The sequence below is a fragment of the Parabacteroides sp. AD58 genome, assembly GCF_023744375.2.
Lineage (GTDB): Bacteria > Bacteroidota > Bacteroidia > Bacteroidales > Tannerellaceae > Parabacteroides > Parabacteroides absconsus.
This window is the reverse complement of sequence record NZ_CP146284.1, coordinates 81,191-98,381: the sequence shown is the minus strand read 5'-3', so window position 1 is coordinate 98,381 and position 17,191 is coordinate 81,191. Positions and strand designations below refer to the sequence as shown.

Here is a 17,191-nt window from a genome sequence, read left to right as displayed (position 1 = left end):
ATCCGCTTATTATTTATGCGGATGCAGTACTTCGCCTAATACTTTATTCTTGGCTATCGTAGCCTGGAATTCTTTCAGATAGAAAGGTTCGAAGTAGGCTACGTCTTCAAACTGGTCTTTGGCATATCGTTCTTCTGCCAGCGAAACCATTTCTGCAGCTACCGGATGCACATCCGGAATAAAGACGGCATTCGGATGATCAATCACCGATTTACATTTCTCTGAACCATTACCGAAGAAACATACTTTCCCTTCATGCAGATAGGACGCATACGTCTTGGCAGTGACAATATCCGCTTTTGCTTCACGAACCTGTTCCCGAGCCTGATTATAAATGGCGGCATACACTTCCATCCGCCGTGCATCCAGCATCGCACAGTATAAAGCATCTTTCTCAGAATGATTCCGGATCACGGTAGAAGCCAGCAGTTCCAAAGTCGGAACACTTATCAGACGAATGCCCAAGCCAAAGCAAATTCCTTTCGCCATCGAAACTCCAATTCGCAATCCCGTATAAGAACCCGGACCGGCACTTACGGCTACGGCATCTAATGATAAACCGCTTTCCTTCGCCCGCTTCAGGCAATCGGCCACATACAAACCCAGTAAAGTGGCATGTGAATGACCTTCGTAGGAAACCTTTTCCTCAATGACAACTCCATCGTTCGACAAAGCAGCAGAACAGACATCGGTTGACGTCTCAATATGTAAAATACAAGGCATAACTTTAATTTATATTTTCAGGAATGCAAACTTACGCATTCCTTTTTAATATTACGCTAAACGCTTTATGATTTCTTGCCGAACAACCGGGCAATCTCGCCAACCCAAAGAACCAGCGATGACGAACCGATGATTATTCCCCAGTCTGACCACGACAAAGGAACGACGTTGAACATCTGTCCGCCAAATGTCACAATCAGGTATTGTCCGACCAGAATCAACAAGGCCACAAACAGGAAACTCTTGCACTCGCCTAAATGAGCAAAAGCAGAACCACCTTCCATAAAGGCTTTCGCATTAAACATGTTCCAGAACTGCAGCATCACAAAGAAGGTGAAGAACCACGACAAGTCACGCGGCGACAATCCTTCGGAAGCATGGAAATGCAACAGCAAGCCCATCAAGATAACGACGAATATAGCACCTACACCGAAAATCCGGTAAGCCATCGGGCGCGTAATAATGAAATCTCCGTCTTTTCCACTCTTACGAGGCTTGTCTTTCATCACCTTTTCGTTCGGCGGTAATGAAGCCAAAGCTCCGGCAGCAAAGGTATCCATGATCAGATTCACCCAAAGCATCTGCGTAATAGTTAGCGGAGACTCTGTTCCAATCAATGAACCCAACAACACGATCAAGCAGGCAGCCACATTGATGGTCAGCTGGAACAAAAGGAAACGCTGGATGTTCCGGTACAACGAACGGCCCCACATCACCGCGCGGGTAATACTTCCGAATGAATTATCCAAGATCGTGATATCACTGGCTTCCTTAGCTACCGACGTTCCATCACCCATTGACAATCCGACTTGTGCCGCTTTCAAAGCCGGAGCATCATTGGTTCCGTCGCCGGTAACAGCCACAACCGCCCCTTTCTGTTGCAGCAGCTGAACCAAACGCTGTTTGTCGGTTGGACGAGCCCGGCACATAATCTTCAGGTCGAGTACACGATTCAAGGCCTCTTCATCGCTCAAGGCTTCGAAAGCCGGACCGGTAATGATATTTCTATCGGTATCTTCCGGTTTCCAGATGCCAATCTGACGGCCAATTTCCCGAGCTGTTCCCGGCGTATCTCCTGTAACGATCTTAACGGCTATACCGGCATTGATACAACTCTGCACAGCAGCCGGAACATCCGAACGAACCGGGTCTGAAATAGCCACAATACCCAAATAAGTAAGATTCAGGTCTGGATTCAAACGGCCATTCGTATAAGGAGCCTCATTATCTCCATCTTCCAGTATCTGATAAGCGAAGCCTAAAGTACGCATCGCCATGTTCTGATAAGCCAATAATTGTTCTTCAATCATCGGTCTCGCAGCTTCTGCTGATACATAATCACCATTCATGGCTACACGCTTACAGTTGGCCAATACGATTTCGGGAGCACCTTTTACATACAAGACCTTTTTACCCAACAACGGTGAATCGACCACAGTAGCCATATATTTTCTTTCGGTAGAAAACGTCAGCTGACTAACGACAGATGCCGATTCTCTTATATTCAGGTAATCCACACCCTGCGCATTCAGCCATAACAACAAAGCAGCTTCGGTCGGATTACCCAACGTCTTAACCTTATCGCCTTCCCGCTCGAGATTGGCCGTTGAGTTGACTGAAATACCTTCCTTGATCAAACGGCTTAATGTATCATCCGTCAGTTTCTGATCCGGCAAGTTATAGAACTTCGTCTCATGAATCTGCATCTGATTCTGCGTCAATGTACCGGTTTTATCGGTACAGATAACAGTCGTTGCTCCCATCGTTTCACAAGCATGCATCTTACGGACCAGATTATTCGTCTTCAACATCCGGTTCATACTCAAAGCCAGACTCAAGGTAACACTCATCGGCAAGCCTTCGGGAACTGATACGACAATCAGGGTAACAGCCACCATGAAGAAATTCAGCAGATGAGAAATCAGTTCCATCCATGAATAATCCTGACCACCGATAAACAACTTAGCCGTCAATGCAACAAACGTAACTACTGCAATTGTATAACCGGCCTTACTGATTACATTCGCCAGTCCTTTCAATTGGATCTGAAGCGGCGTATCAATATTATTGTCAATCTGCGAACCTTCATACACTTTTCCGTAACCGGTCGCATCGCCCACCTGTTCAACTACCATGACACCATGACCATCTACAACCGTCGTTCCACGCATAACCACATTGGATGGATACGTTGCTTCAGGATCAAAGTCTTCCTCTTTGGTAGTCTTTCCAATCATCGGTTCACCCGTCAGCGTCGATTCATTGACCTGCAAAGAAACGGCTTCCAACAAATGACCGTCAGCCGGGATCTCTTCACCTGTTCCCAACATGACAATATCACCAACTACGACTTCTTTTCTCGGAACTTCCGTAATATGACCGTTTCGGATAACGGTTACCAGAATATCATCGTTTACGGTATTCAAAATATCAAATGCACGATTGGCTTTCACTTCAAAGAAAAAGCCAACACAGCTGGCCAACATTATGGCAAAGAAAATTCCCAGTGGCTCCAGGAAAGCAGAGAAGCCCGCTGCTTCAGGTCCCCAGCAATGAACGCCGGCTATCACCATCGACAAGAGCCAAGCCACCAGTAAAATACGGATAATCGGATCTTCAAACTTTTCCAAGAACTGCTTCCAGAGAGGAGTTTTTTCTGGAGGAGTCAGTACATTCTCACCATGCAAACGGCGACTTTCTTCTACCTGTGCAGAAGTAAGCCCCTGATATTGCTGTTTATTTTCCATCATACATAATTAAAGGGTTACTAAAACAAATCACAAAAATACACAAAGATTTATCAGTTAGACCATGCTTTTACTTTTTTCTATACCTTTGCTATATATTAACATCAAGTAACACTTTTACCATGACAAAATTAAGTTTATATATTGCGTTCATTATTGCTTTGGTTGCATGTACCCCTTCGACACAACCATCGAAGAATCAATCGGTATCCGCTGAGGTTACCAAAGAAAATTTCATCTTTGCGATTCAGGGAAAAGACACCTTGTCACTCGACAAATACGAATTTCATGCCTACACAGATTCAACCAACAAACCCGTTCTTTTATTTGCGTTTGGCGGAGGTTTTAAAGGAGGTGATAAAGCATACAGAGGTTATATTAGCTTTTTCCACTTTCTGGCACGGCAAGGTTTTGTCGTTGTTTCTACCGATTACCGGACACAGCTAAAAGATCTGCAAGCATCGGAAATCCAATCGCCTGTTGATTTCATGCAGGTATTACAACAAGCCGTTGACACGGCAGTTACCGATTTCTACGGTGCGACATCGTTTATTCTTTCCCATCATGACGCATGGAAAATCAATCCCCAGCAAATCATCGCCTGTGGATCGAGCGCCGGAGCCATTACTGCCTTACAAGCAGCCTATTATACGTATAATGAAGCTGAATTATCCCGACAACTGCCTGACACATTCCGATATGCCGGCGTTATTTCTTTTGCCGGAGCTATTCTGGACAGTCATGCTCCAACCTGGAAAAACAAACCATGCCCCATGCTCCTGTTCCAAGGACGTGCCGATAATATTGTACCATTTCAACAAGCCACACTAGCTCCTTACGGAGGACTCTGGGGTTCTGAATCCATTGCAGAAAGTCTCCAAACAGCCAAGGCTTCTTATCAATTCCATATTGTTGAAAATGCAGGACATGAAATTGCCGACTTACCTCTACATCGTAATCAATATGATGTTATGAGTTTTATCACCCGGCAAATCATCCATAAAGAGTCTTTGGTGATTGAAACCCAAGAATCAATCCCGAACGAAGAGATAACCGACCCTCATTTTACACTACAGGATTACCTGAATAACAATTTGAAGTAAAGGGGTGAGAAAAGATCTGGTTTGTTTACTCATATAATTTCCCCTGCCAAGTATTACGTTCCATAAACCGTTTGTTGACCTTGGCAGTAAACTCATAGTTTTTCAGTCCCCAATCTGGTGCGATCAGCAATTCTTTTGGCGACTGGGAAACAAATCGCTCCACAATGAATGCAGGATTCAACCGTTCGACAAAGTCGATCGCCAAATCTATATACTCGTCCACCGTATAAAGATGAAAATCGGACGGATTTTCTGCATATTCCTTTGCCATCCGTGTATTCCGGATCAGCTGGAGCTGATGTAATTTCAGTGTTGTCAGTGGTAGAGAAGATATACGTCGTGCATGTTCCAAGATATCTTCCCTGCTCTCTCCCGGCAATCCTAATATCAAATGAGCACCGGTAAAAATACCACAAGCCGCTGTCCGACAAATAGCCTCTTCCGATTCCCGATAAGAATGCCCCCGATTAATGCGCAATAATGTTTCCTCCTTCGTACTTTCAACACCATATTCAATCATGACAAATGTACGTTTTGACAGCATTGCAAAATAATCCAGCAATTCATCCGGCATACAGTCAGGACGAGTTCCGACAATCAGTCCCACAACACCCGGAAAAGCCAAAGCCTCTTCATATTTTTTCTTCAGAGCGTCTATCGAATCATAGGTATTTGTATAAGCCTGAAAATAGGCCAGGTATTTCATCTCCGGATATTTTCGGGAAAAGAAATGAACTCCTTCCTCTAATTGCTCCGTAACAGTCTTTTCTGTATGACAGTATTCCGGACTAAATGTCTGATTATTACAATACGTACATCCACCCCAACCTTTGCTACCATCACGATTCGGGCACGTGAATCCGGCGTTAATAGATATTTTTTGTACTTTGCAAGGGAAGCAGTTCCTCAAAAAATCACTGAATTCGTTATATGGTCTCTTATTTTCCATAACACAAAGATAGTATTTCAAATCTAAATTGTTTCAAAAAGGACCAACTTTCACCTGTCTCATTTGTTATTACAATAAAGCAAATGATTATACTAACCAATAAATATATGTCAAGATGAATAAGAAGTATTTTGTACAAATCATGTACACGGCAATATTAATGGGGCTGGCTGTTTTAACCCAACCCACTGCAGCCCAAGAACAGAAGAATGATCAGACTGCTCAAACGATAAAAAAAGCTCTTGATGAACATACTTACAAAATAGATGTCGACTATATGACACCTATGAAAGGCAGAAGCAGAGCTTTAACGACACTCTATTCGCTGGAAGTCAAGAACGATTCGATATTTTCTTACCTTCCATATGTCGGTGAAGCCTATAATGTACCTTATGGAGGTGGCAAAGGACTGAATTTTCAAGCACCTATCAGCCAGTACGAATCAAAAGAAGGGAAAAAAGGTGCAACAGAAATCAAATTAAAAACACGTAATGAAGAAGATTCTTATACCTTCCGGATAACCGTGTTCACTAATGGCTCAACCCAAATCTATGTTCAGCCCAATAACAGACAATCGATATCTTTCAGCGGTAAAATGAATCTGAATGATAAATAAGACTGAATGAACATACGTAAAAACCACTAATGGAAGATAAAATAGAAGTCATATTGATACATTTGCATGAATAATGAGAAAAAAGTAAAAAATTATTTCATAAATAGCCTATATTTAGAAATATAAACCTTAATTTCGTAGGCAGATTATTTAACTCAAAATTTTAGTGCTATGCAAAACAGACGTGAATTTTTAAAGCAGGCTTCTCTGTTACTTGCAGGAGGCTTAGTTGCTCCACAATTATTATCATCTTGCGGCGGTAAAGGAGCTTCAAGTGCAGCAAGTGAAACAGCAAAAAAACACATTGGTCTTCAACTCTATTCTTTGCGTGACGATATCAATGATTTAGGTATCCAGAAAGTATTGGAAATTGTATCCAAAATGGGTTATGTAAATTTGGAAACTGCCGGTTACAGTGACGACGGCAAGATCTACGGATTAGATCCCGCAGAATTCAAGAAGATTTGTAACGACTTAGGCATGAAACCGACCAGCGCCCACCTGTCTCATTTCATTGGTGATGATATGAACAAAGACCTGTCTTGGTGGAATACAGCTATCGAAGCTCATAAGAAGGCTGGAATGAAATACATGGTTATGCCAGTTTCTCCGATCAACGAAAAAGCAACCATGGATGATTTGAAGAGATATTTCAGTGACTACTTCTATCAAATTGGCTTGGCTGCTGCCGGTGCCGGTATTAAATTCGGTTACCACAACCATGATTATGAATTCAAACAGATCGATGGTCAGACTATTTATGACCTGATGCTTGAAAACTCAAGTCCAGATCACATTTTCTTCGAAATGGATGTTTACTGGGTAAAACGAGGAGGAAAAGATCCAGTAGAATATATGAAGAAATATCCAAACCGTTTCCCGGTATTACATATTAAAGATGAGACAGCTATTGGAGCCAGTGGTACAATCGACTTCAAGCCGATCTTTGAACAAGCATATGCCAACGGCATGAAAGACTGGTATGTAGAAGTAGAACGCTACGACGGAACACCTCAGGAAGACGTTCAAAAGAGCTACGACTTCTTGAATAAAGCTGATTATGTGAAATAATCATTTATATAAACAAATGTAAAGGAAGTGGAGAGACAACTCTCTGCTTCCTTTTTTATTTTCCTACAGCCTGCATCAACAATGGCCAATGTGTAGCCAATGATTCCATGGAAGGAAAAAGCAGATTGGCTCCTTCATTCCATAAAATTTCGTCAGACAATGGGCCTGTATTTACTGCTATTGTGAATATTCCAGCCGCAACTCCGGCACGAACACCCAATGGTGCATTCTCAACGACAAAAGCTTCATGAGCAGATACTCCAGCCTTGACTAAGCCTATCAAATAAGGTTCCGGATCAGGCTTTCCATATTTTACATCAAATGCCGTTACCATCTTGTCTTGTGAAAAACAATGCGGATAAGTATGCTCTAATTTATCAATCAAACTTTTCTGCCCGGAACCGGTAACAACCAAGCGTTGCATACCATAAGCACCTACTTTTTCCAGAACATCTGTGGCACCCGGCATCGGTTCACCATCATTATAATGATTAAATAAATCCGATTTTTCCCGATAAATTGCCTGTTTCTCCTCATCTGTTGCCTTTCGGTGAAAAGAACGTAAATATAGTTCATCTATCGTACTCGAACCAGTACGGCCCTCGTACATATAAAAATCGTCTTCAGAACTTATCAACGAATGAGCATCAGCCACTTCTTTCCAGGCCCGTGCATGAAAGCGCATGGAATCATACAAAACACCATCCATATCAAACAAGACAGCTTTTGGATTCAGCTTACAACCCGCATGTTCCTCATAATGCTGCACGGCTCTCCTTATCAAATCCAACTCCATGTTTATATCTTTATAAAAAGGATTGCCTAAAAAACAGACGTAAGACTTAATTCCTCGCATGTTTTTCAGGCAATTCCCAATATAATCTCAGTATCAAATAATCTTTTTATAATCTGCTTTTAATAGCTTCACTTTCCTTTTCATAACCAGGCTTGTTCAATAATGCGAACATGTTCTTCTTATAAGCTTCAACACCCGGCTGGTTAAACGGATTAACACCTAAGATATAGCCACTGATACCACATGCTTTCTCAAAGAAATAGAATAACTGACCAATATAATAAGGAGAAACTTCCGGCATCGTCACCTTTATATTTGGAACACCGCCATCTACATGGGCCAACTGAGTACCTAACTCTGCCATTTTATTTACTTCGTCTACATGCTTACCAGCCAAGAAATTCAATCCATCCAGATTGGCTTCATCTGTCGGAACTACTACTGAATGATTAGCTTTCTCAACAGAAATAACCGTTTCATAGATGGTACGTTCACCTTCTTGAATCCACTGACCCATTGAATGCAAATCGGTTGTCAAATCTACAGCTGCCGGGAATATTCCTTTTCCATCTTTTCCTTCACTTTCACCATACAGCTGTTTCCACCATTCACCAATGTAATGCAATTTCGGATGGAAGTTACACAAGATTTCTATTTTCTTTCCTCTCTTGTATAATTCATTACGAACGGCTGCATATTGAGCTGAAATGTTTTCAGCAAAAGGTACACTCTGATCAGTAGCCTTTTCCATAGCTACAGCTCCTGCCACCAATTCTCGTATATTAATACCTGCAACAGCGATTGGCAATAATCCAACTGGTGTCAAAACAGAGAAACGACCACCTACATTGTCTGGAATAACAAATGTCTTATAACCTTCCTGATCTGCTAAAGTACGCAAAGCACCTTTACGAGCATCAGTAATAGCCACAATACGATGCTTAGCTTCCTCTTTACCTACAGCATCCTCCAACTGCTTCTTTAAAATACGGAATGCAATAGCAGGCTCTGTAGTTGTTCCTGACTTTGAAATATTGATAATACCAAATTGTTTACCTTTCAATACTTCTGTCAGTTCATATAAGTAATCTTCTCCAATGTTATGACCTGCATACAATAAGATCGGATTCTTTCTATCATTCGTATGCAACCAGTCAAAACTATTATTCATAGCCTCAACAACTGCACGAGTTCCCAAATAGCTGCCACCAATACCAATAGCAACAACTACTTCGCACTTAGAACGCAGAATGTTAGCAGTGTTTTCTATTTCAGTCAGCTCAGCTTCTGTAATAGAAGAAGGTAAATGCAACCATCCCAAGAAATCATTTCCAGCACCATTACCCTCGTGCAAAGTCGCCATACAAGCGTTTACAGTTGCTTCCTGTGCAAAAATCTGCTCTTTAGAAACAACGCCTAATGCTTTTTCAAAGTTCAAGCAAATGTTTTTCATAAAGCGAATGATTTATTTAAAAGTTTGTGTCAACTGCCGAATAACAACCATTGGCGATTTCCGTTCATACAAAATCGCATACAAAGCATCCAATATCGGCATATTGACTTTATATTTTTCGTTAATTTCATGAATACATTTTGTCCCGTAATAACCTTCAGCAATCATTTCCATTTCCAACTGCGCCGTTTTCACAGAATAACCTTTTCCTATCATAGTCCCAAAGGTTCTGTTTCGACTAAAACGGGAATAAGCAGTCACCAGTAAGTCTCCCAAATATACAGAATCAGTAATATCCCGCTCAAGTCCATGAACGGCATACAAAAAATTCCGCATTTCTTCAATAGCATTACAGATGAACACCGCTAAGAAATTATCGCCATATTTCATCCCGTGACAAATGCCTGCTACAATTGCATATACATTCTTCAAAACCGAAGCATACTCAATGCCCGTTACATCTTTACAACAATAATTTCTCAAGTATTGATTCTTAAACACAGGAGACAGCTGATAAGCATAATCTATATCTGGACATGCCAAAGTGATATACGAAAGGCGCTCAAGCGCAATTTCCTCAGCATGACACGGTCCACCGATTACTGCAATATGATTAATAGGAACATGATAATATTCCGAAAAATAATCAGCTACCAGCATATTTTCATCCGGCACAATTCCCTTAATAGCAGAAACAATAAACTTATCTTCTAATGAAGTCGTAACTTTCTTCAGATGCTGTTTTAAGAATGGTGAAGGAGTAGCAAAGATGAGCGTATCTGACTCTTCAATCGTCCGATTAATATCAGAATAGAAATTAATCCGATTAATATCAAATTCTACGGCAGACAAATAACTCGGATTATGACCTGTCTGAAGGAAATCCTGAATCTGATCATCTCGCCGCATATACCAATTGATACGCTCTTGAGTAGAGAGTACAATCTTGGCTAAGGCGGTAGCCCAACTACCGCCTCCCATTATTGCAATTTTTCCAGGCAAATTCATTATTGTATCAGATTTTATTTGGCAGCGTTGGAAATCCAAGCTTCGATTTCTTCCGCCTTTGGATTTTCCAGCCCTAACTTATATTTCTTATTGAGCTCACATAATTCTTGTCTAACTTTGTTCGGGTTGGCTTCTTTTAATGTATCAATAGTTACATAACCGGCCTTTTGCAAAGCAGGAACCCAATTTGCGTCAATTCCAATAGCAGTATATTTATCTACAGCATCTTTTTTCACCGTTTTTTCAGGACGCATCTGAGGGAAGAACAATACTTCCTGAATTGTTGTCTGCCCCGTCATCAACATAACCAGACGATCCATTCCGATTCCCATTCCTGATGTAGGAGGCATACCATATTCCAAAGCACGAATAAAATCCTGATCAATGAACATAGCCTCATCATCTCCTTTTTCCGACAGACGGAGCTGTTCCTGGAAACGTTCGTATTGGTCAATCGGATCATTTAATTCTGAATAAGCATTAGCCAATTCTTTTCCGTTTACCATCAATTCGAAACGTTCTGTAAGACTCGGATTCTTACGATGTTTCTTTGTCAGCGGAGACATTTCAATTGGATAATCAGTAATAAAGGTCGGTTGGATATAATTGCCCTCACAGAACTCACCAAATATTTCATCAATCAATTTCCCTTTACCCATTGTTTCATCGATTTCCATATTCAGCTTCTTGCACACTTCACGAATCTGGTCTTCATCCATTCCTGTCAGATCATAACCCGTAAATTCCTTAATTGAATCCAACATGGTAATACGTTTGAATGGAGCCTTGAAGCTGATGATATTGTCTCCCATCTTTATTTCCGTTGTACCATTGACATCCATACAAATCTTCTGGAGCATCTTTTCAGTAAAATCCATCATCCAATTGTAATCCTTATAGGAAACATAGATTTCCATACAAGTGAATTCCGGATTATGTGTACGATCCATTCCTTCATTACGGAAATTCTTAGAAAACTCATACACGCCTTCAAAACCTCCCACGATTAAGCGCTTCAAATAAAGTTCATCCGCAATACGCAAATATAATGGGATGTCTAATGCATTATGATGGGTAATGAAAGGACGAGCTGCTGCTCCACCCGGTATAGATTGAAGTATTGGAGTTTCGACTTCCAAATAACCATGGTCGTTGAAATAATTACGCATCGAATTAAATACCTTTGTACGCTTTATAAAGATATCTTTAACACCTTCGTTTACGACCAAGTCTACATATCGCTGGCGGTAACGTAATTCTGGATCATTAAAGCCATCATAAGCAACACCATCCTTGTATTTTACAATAGGCAATGGCCTTAAAGATTTTGATAATACTGTCAATTCCTGTGCATGAACAGAGATTTCTCCCATTTGTGTACGGAAAACATATCCCTTAATTCCAACAAAGTCACCAATGTCCAATAATTTTTTAAATACAATATTATACAGGTCTTTATTCTCATCCGGACAAATATCATCACGCGAAATGTACACCTGAATACGACCTTTTGAATCTTGCAATTCCATGAATGAAGCCTTTCCCATGATACGGCGACTCATGATTCGCCCGGCAATGCACACCGAACGTGGTTCTGCATCGTCTTTGAATGATTCTTTTATTTCTGTAGAAAAAGCATTTGTTACATACTCTGCTGCGGGATACGGCTCAATCCCCATCTGACGCAACTGTTCCATACTGTTACGTCTAATGATTTCCTGTTCACTCAGTTCTAATAGATTCATTGCGCTATTATTTTGTATAATACAGTGCAAAAATAAGAAAAAATATCGGTAAACAGAATGTAACAGCAGCGCTTTTCGCTTTTAAGTCTAAATTCTTCTGTTTTTTTATATTTAAAATCCACCGAACGGATACTAGAATAACAAAAAATCCTGGCTATACGCGACAACGCTATAACCAGGACTTTTATTATCAAAAGTTGATAAAAACGTGTATGTATTTTATCCTAAGAAACCTAACAAGATACCAGCTGCTACTGCCGAACCAATTACACCCGCAACATTCGGTCCCATAGCGTGCATCAACAGATAGTTGCTCGGATCATATTCCAAACCTACATTCTGAGAAATACGAGCAGCATCAGGAACGGCTGATACACCCGAGTTACCGATCAACGGATTGATCTTGTTACCTTCCTTCAAGAATAAATTGAAGAACTTAACAAACAAGACACCGGCACAAGTAGCAATTACGAATGACAATGCACCCAAACCAAAGATCTTGATTGAATTGATGGTCAAGAACTGAGTAGCTTGGGTAGAAGCACCTACTGTAATACCCAGCAACATTGTAATCACATCAATCAGCGGACCACGGGCTGTTTCTGCCAAACGACGAGTTACACCACTTTCCTTACACAAATTACCGAAGAATAACATTCCCAACAAAGGCAGACCTGAAGGAACCAAGAATGCAGTTAACAACAAACCTACAACAGGGAACATGATCTTTTCTGTCTGTGAAACGGCTCTCGGCGGTTTCATACGGATCAGACGTTCTTTATGGGTTGTCAGCAAACGCATGAAAGGAGGCTGAATAATCGGCACCAATGCCATATACGAATATGCAGAAACCGCAATTGCACCCATCAAGTTTGGAGCTAATTTAGAAGACAAGAAGATAGCTGTCGGACCATCAGCACCACCGATAATACCGATTGCACCAGCCTGACTCGGATCAAATCCCATCTGCAATGCAATGATATAAGCACCGAAAATACCGAACTGAGCTGCAGCACCTACCAACATCAACTTTGGGTTAGAAATCAATGCCGAGAAGTCGGTCATCGCTCCAATACCCAAGAAAATTAGTGGCGGATACCAGCCTTGTTTTACTCCTTGATATAAAATATTCAATACAGAGCCTTCTTCGTAAATACCCAATTGCAAACCGGCATCTTTAAAAGGAATGTTACCAATCAAAATACCAAAACCAATTGGGATCAGAAGCATCGGTTCAAATTCATATTTAATAGCCAGGAAGATGAACAGCAAACCAACCAGCAACATGATAAAATGCCCTGGCGTTGCGTTCGCAAATCCTGTATAAGACAAGAACACCTGAATGTTTTCAGCCAAAAATTGCAAAAAACTTTCACTCGATCCTGCCGCTTGTAATAATACTGATGCTAACATAACATTATCCAATTACGACGAGGTCAGCACCTTCCAGTACAGAATCGCCTTTGTTTACTTTAATTTCTACAATCTTACCATCGCGATCAGCATTGATATTGTTTTCCATCTTCATAGCTTCCAATACCAAAATCTTCTGACCTCTCTTCACTACATCACCCACTTTACAGTCGATGCTCAAGATAACACCTGGCAGCGGAGATTTAACTGCACCTGCAACACTGGCATTAGCCGGACGAGAGATAACCGGTTCACCAGCTGCCGTAGTAGGAGCCTGAGCCGGACGCTTCAAAGCTACAATTTGCTTTTTAGCAGGCTTTTCCATTTTAACGCTATACGGAGTTCCGTTTACTTCTACTTCTGCAACATCATCAACAATTGAGTTAATGTGCACTTTATATACGTTACCGTTAATGGTATATTTAAAACTTTTCATTCTTCAATTCGATTTTTAAGGATAATTACTTTTTAACAACCGGAGTCTGACGTAAACTATAAATCTTAGAACTCCATGGTGAATAACTACGTTGAACTTTACGGATGGTCAATACTGTATTTTCGATATCATGATTATCATCGCTCAATTCATACAGAGCCATCGAAATAGCAGCAAAGATTTCACCTGATTCCTGACCAGCATTAGCAGATACTTTAGTACCACTAGCTGCAGCAGCCTTCTGTGCATTACGTTGACTAGCTCTGATAGCAGCTTTACCAATCTGTTTGAATACCAAGTACAGAACGATGAGGCCCAAGAATACAACAGCCATAGCCGTAATAGTCATACCAATACCCCAAGAGTCATTTCTCTGGAAGTTTTCTACTTTTTCATTACTATCTAATGTAACATTATTGGTACTCGGAGTTACTTTATCCAAAACCATCCACTTACCTTTACCATCCATATCAAGACCATAGCTGACATCTGGCTTCTGGCCTGCAGGAACGACTACTTCATCAATCAGAGTAGTACCATCGGCATCATACAAAGCAATGTAATTATCCTTGTCCGGATCTAATGTAAAATTAACATGGAAAGTTCCACGGGTCGGTTGATCATCTGCCCAAAACAAAGTATGTTGATAAGGCGCGATCTTCGTCAATACATCGCCCTTTGGAATCATGTATTTCTTTGGGTTATTCTTATCATTCGTCAAAAAACAACCTCTTAAGTCAACAGTTCCCGCCGAGTTGTTGTACAACTCAATCCAAGGGTGACGTTTACCGTAGTCATCAACAAAATTATCTTCGTTAATGACCAGCACTTCATTGATTTTAACGGAAGTTGTTAGCTGTGCTTTAGCCCCAAAAGTAAATAGGAACAATAACAGCAACAAAGCCCCGAATTTTTTATTCGTCATACGCTTACTTTTTTTAAATTACAGAGGCAGGTTATCATGTTTCTTAGCCGGGTTGCTCAACTTCTTTGTCTGCAACTGCTGCAATGCACGAATGATGCGGAAACGAGTATTACGCGGTTCAATAACATCATCAATATAACCATACTGTGCCGCATTGTACGGGTTAGCGAATGCTTTCTTGTATTCAGCTTCTTTTTCAGCAGCACAAGCCTTCGGATCTTCAGCTGCAGCCACTTCTTTCGCAAAGATAATTTCAACAGCTCCGCTCGGACCCATTACGGCAATTTCTGCAGTCGGCCATGCATAGTTCATATCACCACGCAAATGTTTAGAGCTCATCACGCAATAAGCACCACCGTAAGACTTACGCAATGTAACTGTTACTTTAGGTACAGTAGCTTCACCGTAAGCATACAACAATTTAGCACCATGCAGAATAACACCGTTATATTCCTGACCTGTACCTGGCAAAAATCCTGGAACATCAACCAATGTAACCAATGGAATATTGAAAGCATCACAGAAACGAACAAAACGGCCAGCCTTACGAGAAGCATTGCTGTCCAAACATCCTGCCATTACTTTTGGCTGGTTAGCTACAATACCTACAGCCTGTCCGTTAAAGCGGGCGAAACCAACAATAATATTCTTAGCATAATCGGCATGAACTTCAAGGAATTCTCCATTATCAATAATAGTACCGATTACTTCATACATATCATATGCCTGGTTAGGATTATCCGGTATAATTTCATTCAAATTGTCATCCAAACGATCTATCGGATCTTTACATTCTACCAACGGCGTTTCTTCCATATTATTCTGAGGCAAATAGCTCAACAATTGACGGATCAACTTCAAACCGTCTTCTTCTGTATCTACAGCGAAATGAGCAACACCCGACTTCGTTGAGTGAACACTAGCACCACCTAACTGTTCCTGTGTAACATCTTCACCGGTTACAGTCTTAACAACTTTCGGTCCGGTTAAGAACATATAGCTGGTTCCGCGTGTCATGATGTTGAAGTCTGTCAATGCTGGAGAATAAACAGCACCACCGGCACAAGGACCAAAAATACCAGAGATCTGCGGAATAACACCAGAAGCCAAGATATTACGCTGGAAAATCTCAGCATAACCAGCCAAAGCGTTTACACCTTCCTGAATACGAGCACCACCCGAATCATTCAAACCGATAACAGGAGCACCCATCTTCATAGCCTGATCCATAATCTTACAGATCTTCAAAGCCAACATTTCAGACAAAGCACCACCGAATACGGTAAAGTCCTGTGCATATACATAAACCAGACGGCCATCGATCGTTCCATAACCAGTTACGATACCATCACCCAAGAATTTTGTCTTGTCGATTCCAAAATTAGTACAACGGTGCTTAACGAACATATCAATTTCTTCGAAGCTACCTTCATCCAGCAACATAGAGATACGTTCACGGGCTGTGTACTTACCTTTCTTATGTTGTGACTCAATTCTTTTTTCACCACCACCCAGACGTGCCTGTTCACGCAGAGCGATAAGCTCTTTTACTTTTTCAAGCTGATTACTCATTGTATTTTGATTTGTTGTTAGTAATGATTACCTATTTTAATTATAAAAGAAAAGTTAGAAGTTAAAAATGAGGTATACATTATGTTTTCGAGATATTCCTAATTTTTCTCTCACTCCCTCATTTTTATCTCCTAACTTTTTTCAACAGTTTAGTCCTTTTTACCTGGCATACAAAGCTCAGTTAATACACTACAAGTTGATTTCGGATGCAGGAATGCAATATCCAAACCTTCAGCACCACGACGAGGAGCCTTATCAATCAAGCGGATTCCTTTTGATTCAGCTTCATTTAAACAAGCCTGAACGTCTGGTGTTGCAAAAGCAATGTGATGAATGCCCTCACCTTTTTTCTCAATAAACTTAGCGATTGTACTATCTTCGCTTGTCGGTTCCAGTAATTCAATTTTTGTTTGTCCAATTTTAAAGAAAGCTGTCTTAACTTTCTGATCAGCTACTTCTTCAATACTATAGCATTTCAATCCTAATACCTGTTCGTAATACGGAAGACATGCTTCAATGCTCTTAACAGCAATTCCTAAGTGTTCAATGTGTGTAAGTTCCATTGTGTTTAGAATTTATTAGTTTATATTTTTCAGGTTTTCATGATCCTTTAGGGCAAAGGTACACTTCTTTT

The 17,191-nt window shown here is 40.8% G+C and carries 15 protein-coding genes; 3 read left to right on the top strand and 12 right to left on the bottom strand.

Annotated elements, in window-relative coordinates; translation table 11 throughout:
* Positions 1 to 9: 9 nt before the first annotated feature.
* Positions 10 to 723, bottom strand: a complete 714-nt coding sequence (gene tsaB, locus NEE14_RS00400; protein WP_251966299.1) for a tRNA (adenosine(37)-N6)-threonylcarbamoyltransferase complex dimerization subunit type 1 TsaB — start codon at positions 721 to 723, stop codon at positions 10 to 12.
* Positions 724 to 788: 65 nt separating this feature from the next.
* Positions 789 to 3,470, bottom strand: a complete 2,682-nt coding sequence (locus NEE14_RS00395; protein ID WP_251966350.1) for a calcium-translocating P-type ATPase, PMCA-type — start codon at positions 3,468 to 3,470, stop codon at positions 789 to 791.
* Between the two features lie 122 nt (positions 3,471 to 3,592).
* On the opposite strand from NEE14_RS00395, the gene NEE14_RS00390 reads away from it, so the two are divergent.
* Complete coding sequence (locus tag NEE14_RS00390; RefSeq protein WP_251966298.1) at positions 3,593 to 4,573, top strand: alpha/beta hydrolase family protein; 981 nt, start codon at positions 3,593 to 3,595, stop codon at positions 4,571 to 4,573.
* Positions 4,574 to 4,598: 25 nt separating this feature from the next.
* Here NEE14_RS00390 and NEE14_RS00385 read toward each other — a convergent pair whose 3' ends face one another.
* Positions 4,599 to 5,522: a TIGR01212 family radical SAM protein gene (locus NEE14_RS00385; protein ID WP_251966297.1), complete on the bottom strand. Its 924-nt coding sequence runs from the start codon at positions 5,520 to 5,522 to the stop codon at positions 4,599 to 4,601.
* Between the two features lie 115 nt (positions 5,523 to 5,637).
* Here NEE14_RS00385 and NEE14_RS00380 point away from each other — a divergent pair, with 115 nt between their 5' ends.
* On the top strand, positions 5,638 to 6,138 hold the full coding sequence (locus tag NEE14_RS00380; protein ID WP_251966296.1) for a DUF4251 domain-containing protein: 501 nt from the start codon (positions 5,638 to 5,640) through the stop codon (positions 6,136 to 6,138).
* 171 nt (positions 6,139 to 6,309) lie between these two features.
* Complete coding sequence (locus tag NEE14_RS00375) at positions 6,310 to 7,209, top strand: sugar phosphate isomerase/epimerase family protein (RefSeq protein ID WP_251966295.1); 900 nt, start codon at positions 6,310 to 6,312, stop codon at positions 7,207 to 7,209.
* 55 nt (positions 7,210 to 7,264) lie between these two features.
* On the opposite strand, the gene NEE14_RS00370 is transcribed toward NEE14_RS00375, so the two are convergent.
* The 9 genes from NEE14_RS00370 to mce all read right to left on the bottom strand — a co-directional run bounded on the left by NEE14_RS00370 (position 7,265) and on the right by mce (position 17,120).
* Complete coding sequence (locus NEE14_RS00370) at positions 7,265 to 8,005, bottom strand: HAD family hydrolase (RefSeq protein ID WP_251966294.1); 741 nt, start codon at positions 8,003 to 8,005, stop codon at positions 7,265 to 7,267.
* A 106-nt stretch (positions 8,006 to 8,111) separates the two neighbouring features.
* A complete protein-coding gene (locus tag NEE14_RS00365; protein WP_251966293.1) occupies positions 8,112 to 9,458 on the bottom strand; it encodes a glucose-6-phosphate isomerase in 1,347 nt (448 codons plus the stop codon).
* A gap of 12 nt (positions 9,459 to 9,470) precedes the next feature.
* Entirely contained in the window at positions 9,471 to 10,466 is a 996-nt protein-coding gene (locus NEE14_RS00360; protein WP_251966292.1) for an NAD(P)H-dependent glycerol-3-phosphate dehydrogenase, read from the bottom strand.
* Positions 10,467 to 10,480: 14 nt separating this feature from the next.
* Entirely contained in the window at positions 10,481 to 12,211 is a 1,731-nt protein-coding gene (lysS, locus tag NEE14_RS00355) for a lysine--tRNA ligase (RefSeq protein WP_251966291.1), read from the bottom strand.
* 219 nt (positions 12,212 to 12,430) lie between these two features.
* A complete protein-coding gene (locus tag NEE14_RS00350; RefSeq protein WP_251966290.1) occupies positions 12,431 to 13,624 on the bottom strand; it encodes a sodium ion-translocating decarboxylase subunit beta in 1,194 nt (397 codons plus the stop codon).
* A 4-nt stretch (positions 13,625 to 13,628) separates the two neighbouring features.
* Entirely contained in the window at positions 13,629 to 14,060 is a 432-nt protein-coding gene (locus NEE14_RS00345) for a biotin/lipoyl-containing protein (protein ID WP_251966289.1), read from the bottom strand.
* Between the two features lie 25 nt (positions 14,061 to 14,085).
* On the bottom strand, positions 14,086 to 14,985 hold the full coding sequence (locus tag NEE14_RS00340; protein ID WP_251966288.1) for an OadG family transporter subunit: 900 nt from the start codon (positions 14,983 to 14,985) through the stop codon (positions 14,086 to 14,088).
* Positions 14,986 to 15,003: 18 nt separating this feature from the next.
* Positions 15,004 to 16,557, bottom strand: a complete 1,554-nt coding sequence (locus NEE14_RS00335; RefSeq protein ID WP_251966287.1) for an acyl-CoA carboxylase subunit beta — start codon at positions 16,555 to 16,557, stop codon at positions 15,004 to 15,006.
* A gap of 149 nt (positions 16,558 to 16,706) precedes the next feature.
* A complete protein-coding gene (gene mce / locus NEE14_RS00330; protein ID WP_251966286.1) occupies positions 16,707 to 17,120 on the bottom strand; it encodes a methylmalonyl-CoA epimerase in 414 nt (137 codons plus the stop codon).
* Between the last annotated feature and the right edge of the window lie 71 nt (positions 17,121 to 17,191).

Excerpts from the sequence above, each read along its gene's own strand:
- tsaB (WP_251966299.1), bottom strand. The coding sequence starts at position 723 with ATGCCTTGTATTTTACATATTGAGACGTCAACCGATGTCTGTTCTGCT.
- NEE14_RS00395 (WP_251966350.1), bottom strand. The coding sequence starts at position 3,470 with ATGGAAAATAAACAGCAATATCAGGGGCTTACTTCTGCACAGGTAGAA.
- NEE14_RS00390 (WP_251966298.1), top strand. The coding sequence starts at position 3,593 with ATGACAAAATTAAGTTTATATATTGCGTTCATTATTGCTTTGGTTGCA.
- NEE14_RS00385 (WP_251966297.1), bottom strand. The coding sequence starts at position 5,522 with ATGGAAAATAAGAGACCATATAACGAATTCAGTGATTTTTTGAGGAAC.
- NEE14_RS00380 (WP_251966296.1), top strand. The coding sequence starts at position 5,638 with ATGAATAAGAAGTATTTTGTACAAATCATGTACACGGCAATATTAATG.
- NEE14_RS00375 (WP_251966295.1), top strand. The coding sequence starts at position 6,310 with ATGCAAAACAGACGTGAATTTTTAAAGCAGGCTTCTCTGTTACTTGCA.
- NEE14_RS00370 (WP_251966294.1), bottom strand. The coding sequence starts at position 8,005 with ATGGAGTTGGATTTGATAAGGAGAGCCGTGCAGCATTATGAGGAACAT.
- NEE14_RS00365 (WP_251966293.1), bottom strand. The coding sequence starts at position 9,458 with ATGAAAAACATTTGCTTGAACTTTGAAAAAGCATTAGGCGTTGTTTCT.
- NEE14_RS00360 (WP_251966292.1), bottom strand. The coding sequence starts at position 10,466 with ATGAATTTGCCTGGAAAAATTGCAATAATGGGAGGCGGTAGTTGGGCT.
- lysS (WP_251966291.1), bottom strand. The coding sequence starts at position 12,211 with ATGAATCTATTAGAACTGAGTGAACAGGAAATCATTAGACGTAACAGT.
- NEE14_RS00350 (WP_251966290.1), bottom strand. The coding sequence starts at position 13,624 with ATGTTAGCATCAGTATTATTACAAGCGGCAGGATCGAGTGAAAGTTTT.
- NEE14_RS00345 (WP_251966289.1), bottom strand. The coding sequence starts at position 14,060 with ATGAAAAGTTTTAAATATACCATTAACGGTAACGTATATAAAGTGCAC.
- NEE14_RS00340 (WP_251966288.1), bottom strand. The coding sequence starts at position 14,985 with ATGACGAATAAAAAATTCGGGGCTTTGTTGCTGTTATTGTTCCTATTT.
- NEE14_RS00335 (WP_251966287.1), bottom strand. The coding sequence starts at position 16,557 with ATGAGTAATCAGCTTGAAAAAGTAAAAGAGCTTATCGCTCTGCGTGAA.
- mce (WP_251966286.1), bottom strand. The coding sequence starts at position 17,120 with ATGGAACTTACACACATTGAACACTTAGGAATTGCTGTTAAGAGCATT.